At 30.4% G+C, this 5,555-nt stretch carries 2 protein-coding genes; both read left to right on the forward strand.

What is annotated here, in order from left to right; translation table 11 throughout:
* Window positions 1-2 precede the first annotated feature (2 nt).
* Window positions 3-179 (forward strand): LPXTG cell wall anchor domain-containing protein, encoded by a 177-nt coding sequence (locus tag ACLR9T_RS13075; protein WP_413109950.1) that lies wholly within the window; start codon window positions 3-5, stop codon window positions 177-179.
* 452 nt (window positions 180-631) lie between these two features.
* Window positions 632-5,555, forward strand: a 4,924-nt coding sequence (locus tag ACLR9T_RS13080) for a glycosyl hydrolase family 95 catalytic domain-containing protein (protein ID WP_413109949.1), incomplete at its 3' end; no start/stop codon positions are given.

Here is a 5,555-nt window from a genome sequence, read left to right on the forward strand (position 1 = left end):
CAATGGCCGGATTAGAAACTAATTCAACTAACCCTGAAAGTACAGTAAAACCAGGTGATACAAAGGTAAATGCTACTAAGACAGGAGATACAACAAATATGATGTATCCACTAGCAGGACTAGCAATTGCTTCATTGATAATTTATGGAAATAAAAAAAGAAAAAATAGTAAAATTTAATAAGTTTAGTTAATATAATAAAATTTATTTGGGATTATACGTTTATATTTTTAAAATACTAAATACGGGGAAATGAATTTTAACAAATAATAAAATATCTAGTATAGAAAGCATACTATGATAAGTTAAATAATAACTAAATGTATTTAACTCAAAAGAACTCTCCCTCACCAATAAGTGACGGAGAGTTTAATTTTAAAATAGTAAATACAAAATTATTGATAATAGAGTGATAGATTCAAATATTTAGTGTAGAAAATATATAAAATCGAGTATAGAATTTTGCTAATCGTTGTAGGATTTTACTATTTAAAAGGTGATATGATATAGATGTAAGAAAAGTGCCAAAGGAGGGATGGGAAATAAATGTTGCTTAGTAACTATAAAAAGTTTTGGTTTTTAAGATAAACAGATCGAAAGGGGCAAGAAGCTATATAGATTAAAGAAGGAAAATGAAAAAAATAATATTAATTATTGTGACATTGATGATGACAATTTCAGTTTTACCTATTAAAGCTTCAGTAATTAAAGATAACAAAGAAAAAACTTCTCTACCAGAAATTGACGATAATATATTACGTATGTGGTATAACGAGCCAGGGACAGTAGATACATGGGAAGAAACAGGTTTAGTTATTGGTAATGGGAAAACAGGAGGTATTCTTTTAGGTCAAGTTGGAAAAGACCAAATTCATTTTAATGAAAAAACTTTGTGGAGTGGGGGGCCAAGTTCATCACGTCCAAATTATAACGGAGGAAATAAAACATCACCAGTTACAAAAGAACAATTAGAAGAACTTCGTATTAAAGCTGACGATCATTCAAAAAATGTATTTCCACTTGGTACATCATTAGATTATGTAATGGGTGATGGAAATGGGATGGGAAAATATCAGGATTTTGGTGATTTATATCTTGATTTTTCAGCTACTGGTATGACAAATGATAATGTAGAAAACTATGTAAGAGATTTAGATATGCACACAGGAATATCATCTCTTCAATATGATTACAAGGATGTACATTATAAAAGAGAATATTTTGTTTCTCATCCAGATAAGGTTATGGTTATAAGACTTACTGCTTCAGAAAATAATAACCTAAGTTTTAATGCATCGGTAAAAGCAGCAAGTGGTTTACAAACTAAAGTTGTAAGTGAAAATGGAAAAATCAGATTATTTGGAACAGTTTTTGATAATCAAATGAAATGTGAAATGCAAACCCAAATTTATAAAGATGGAGATAATGGAAGTATTGTTTCTAATGAAGATGGAACTGTTAGTGTTAAAGATGCTGATGCAGTAACAATTGTATTATCTACAGGAACTGATTACAAAAATACTTATCCAACCTATCGAGGTGAAGATCCTCATAATACACTTACAAATATTATTGAAAAAGCTTCTGCTAAGACATATGAGGAGCTTAGAGAAAATCATTTGAAAGATTATTGTGAATTATTTGATCGTGTGGAATTAAATTTAGGAGGAAGAAATCCAAATATTCCAACGGATGAGTTGATGGCAGAATATCGTAAAGGGAATTATGATGTAACTGTTGAAGAAATGGTTTATCAGTTTGGACGTTATTTAACAATTGCAAGTTCGCGTCAAGGTGATGAATTGCCATCAAATTTATGTGGAATATGGTTGATTGGAGATGCAGGTAAGTATTGGAATGCAGATTTTCATTTCAATGTTAATGTACAAATGAACTATTGGCCTGCTTTTTCTACTAATTTAGCAGAATGTGGGACTGTATTTAATGATTATATGAAATCATTGGTAGAACCAGGACGTGTAACTGCCAAGATGTCTGCTGGGATAGAAACAGAGGCTGGAACACCGGTTGGTGAAGGAAACGGCTTTTTAGTGAATACTCAAAATAATCCATTTGGAACAACTGCACCATTTGGTGGACAAGAGTATGGATGGAATATTGGGGGATCTTCGTGGTCACTGCAAAATGTATATGATTATTACTTATTTACAGAAGATACGACATATTTGAAAAATGAAATTTATCCAATGCTAAAAGAGATGGCAAATTTTTGGAATGAATTTTTATGGTATAGTGAATATCAAGATAGACTTGTTGTTGGACCATCGGTATCTGCTGAACAAGGCCCAACAGTAAACGGAACAACTTATGATCAATCAATTGTTTGGGAATTATATAAAATGGCAATTGAGGCTTCAAAGGTACTTGGAGTAGATGAAAATGAACGTAAAGTATGGCAAGAAAAACAGGCTCAGTTAAATCCTGTTATTATTGGTGATCAAGGACAGGTAAAAGAATGGTTTGAAGAAACATCTTTAGGAAAAGGCAAAGCGGGAAATCTTGAAGAAACAAATATTCCTAATTTTGGCGCTGGTGGAAGTGCTAATCAAGGGTCTATTCATCGTCATACATCTCAGCTTATTGGTTTATACCCTGGTACTTTGATTAATAAAGATACAACCGAATGGATGAAAGCGGCCATTAAGTCATTAGAGCAAAGAAGTTTAAATGGAACTGGTTGGTCTAAAGCAATGAAAATCAATATGTATGCAAGAACAGGATTAGCTGAGGAAACTTATTCAATGGTTAAAGCTATGTGTGCAGGTAATAAGAATGGAATTATGAATAATTTACTTGATTCACATCCACCATTTCAAATAGATGGAAATTTTGGTTTAACAGCAGGTATGACTGAAATGCTTTTACAAAGTCAATTGGGATATGTACAATTTCTTCCTGCACTTCCTGAAGCATGGTCAAATGGTTCTGTTAAAGGTTTAAAAGCAAGAGGAAATTTCACTATTGATGAAACATGGTCAAATGGTTTAGCGAAAACTTTTACTGTTTGTTATGATGGAGATAAAACTGAAAAAGAGTTTATTGGAGAATATAACAATATTGCAAATGCTAAAGTATATGTAGATGGAAATGATGTAGAGGTTAAAACAGAAACAAATGACAGAATCTCTTTTACTGCTCAAAAAGGGAAGGTATATGTCATAGACTTATCAGAAGCAAATTTTGATAAGGTCAAAGAGAAAGCACAAAATTACTTAGCAGAAATTCATGATGATTTAAATAAACTTAAAATTGAATTAAAAGAGGCTATTGAAAGTAATGACCCGCTTTTAATAAATGTTTTAGAAAAAGCACAATTTGTGAATAAAATGTATCGTGAATATTTGAATCATGAAGATGAAATTTATTATATGACAATAAAAGAAGGTCTTTCTTATGATGATATTGATGAGATGTATAATGAGATGCGGACAATCAGAAAAAGTTTGATAGACAATGATAAAACTATTGAACTATATGAAATTGATTATAATTCATTATTAAATATTTTCCATATCCTTAATGAACAAATGGTTAATCGAGAAATTATATTTAGTAAAGATTCTGGAATAATTGATAATCAAGGTACTACAGTTACTCTAAGCCAAAACGATAATGCCTTATATTATCAGTTACGCTATACTACAGATGGTAGTGAACCAAATTATCAATCCTCTTTATATAATGAAGCTATTACATTGAATAGTAATCAGGATATTACGCTTAGAGCAGCGTTATTCTATAATAATCAAAGGGTTAGTCCGATTTACACAAAGCGATATGGAAAACCTGCTCCAGTGAATAAAGTTATAAATAATAATGCTTTTTGGGATGGTTATTCTGTTGAAAAGATGATTGATAATAACTTAACAACAAGATGGGCTTCAAAATCACCGATAGGTGATATTGAATTAGAATTTCAATTTGGATCAGAAGTAAAAGTAGATACAATTCAATTTGATCAATTTGTTTCAGTAAACAATGCAAGTGATAAATTTGAAATATGGGCAATGACTAATGATCAATATGAACAAATATATTCAGGAAGTAATCTTGGTAATAACAGTATGGCAACTTCTCCTGGGCATTGTGTAAATACAATTTCATTTGATCCAGTTATAGCTAATAAAATGAAAGTTGTAATTAAAGAAGGATATCTTAAAGAACCATCTTTTTGGGAAATTCAATTTCTCAATTTAAAAGCAGATAAAGATGGAAAAGGTTTCTTTGAAAATTTAAATTCATTGATTCACTTATCTGAAAATATTGATAAAAATGATGACGATTATATTAATTTGAAAAAAAGTTTAAAAGATGCTTTTGAAGAAAGTATTTTAGACGCGAAAGCTGCTAGTGAAATGTCACAAAGTCAAATGGATCTAAGAGAAGTTTTCTTAAAAAATCGATATAATCGATTAGATTTAGGTGAAGCAGATAAAACAGTATTAAAAGCTCTTATTAAAGAAGCTCAACAAGAGTTAGAAAAACAATATACACAAGAAAGTTTATATCAATTAAGAAAAGTATTAAAAGATGCTCAGATAATTCTAGACGACAAGGACGCTAAGCAAAGCAAGGTTGATCAAGTAGTAGAATTATTACAAAATACATTAATTAATTTAGAAGATAATGTAAGAACAGTTGTAATTGCTTCTAAAGAATTAAATGGAGGAGTTAAATGGCTTGATGTTAAAGGCTTTAAAGCAACAAACGAAGATAATGCAGGATTATTGACTTATGAATTTATTGGCTCAGCTATTGAAGTTACGACTGTTAAAGCTGAAGATCATGGTATATTACATGTTATTATTACTAATAGCCAAGGTGAGATTGTTGTAGATGAAAATATTGATACATATGCTAAAGAACGTGTTGAAGGTGTAGTTCTGTTTAGAAAAGAATTACCTCAAGATAAATATACGATATCTTTTGAAAAAAATGGGAAAAATCAACAAGCAACTAATGGTTGGGTAGAGGTTGGAACATTAACAATTAGACAAAACTTAGTAAATGAGGTTGATAGAACATCTTTAGAAAAAGAATTAGAAATTTGTTCTTCTTTAAATGTAGATGAATATACTACCGATAGTTGGAATGAATTTAAGAAGATTTTTAACCTAGCAAAAGAAGTATATGAAAAATCAGATGCTCAAACATGTACTTCTGAAATGAATGACATGGCAGTCTTATTACAGACAGCTAAAGAGTCTTTAGTAAAAGTTGGAGTAGTAGAAACAAACAAAACAGCATTATCAATTGCAATTGATATGGCTAAAGAAGTAACTCAAAAACAATTAGATAAATTAGTACCAGCAGTAGCTGATGAATTCAAAGCAGCATTAGAAAATGCTGAAACTATCTATGCTAAAGATAATGCAAGTCAAGAAGAAGTAAATAATGCATTTGATCGTTTAGCTAAAGTAATGCAGATGTTAGAATTCTATAAAGGTGATAAGATTGCATTACAAAAGATGATGGATGAAATAGCTAACTTAACAGCAAATGATTATACAGAATCAACATGGAATGCAATGCAGG

Source organism: Thomasclavelia sp., from assembly GCF_047249845.1.
Taxonomy (GTDB): Bacteria; Bacillota_I; Bacilli_A; order Erysipelotrichales; family Coprobacillaceae; genus Thomasclavelia.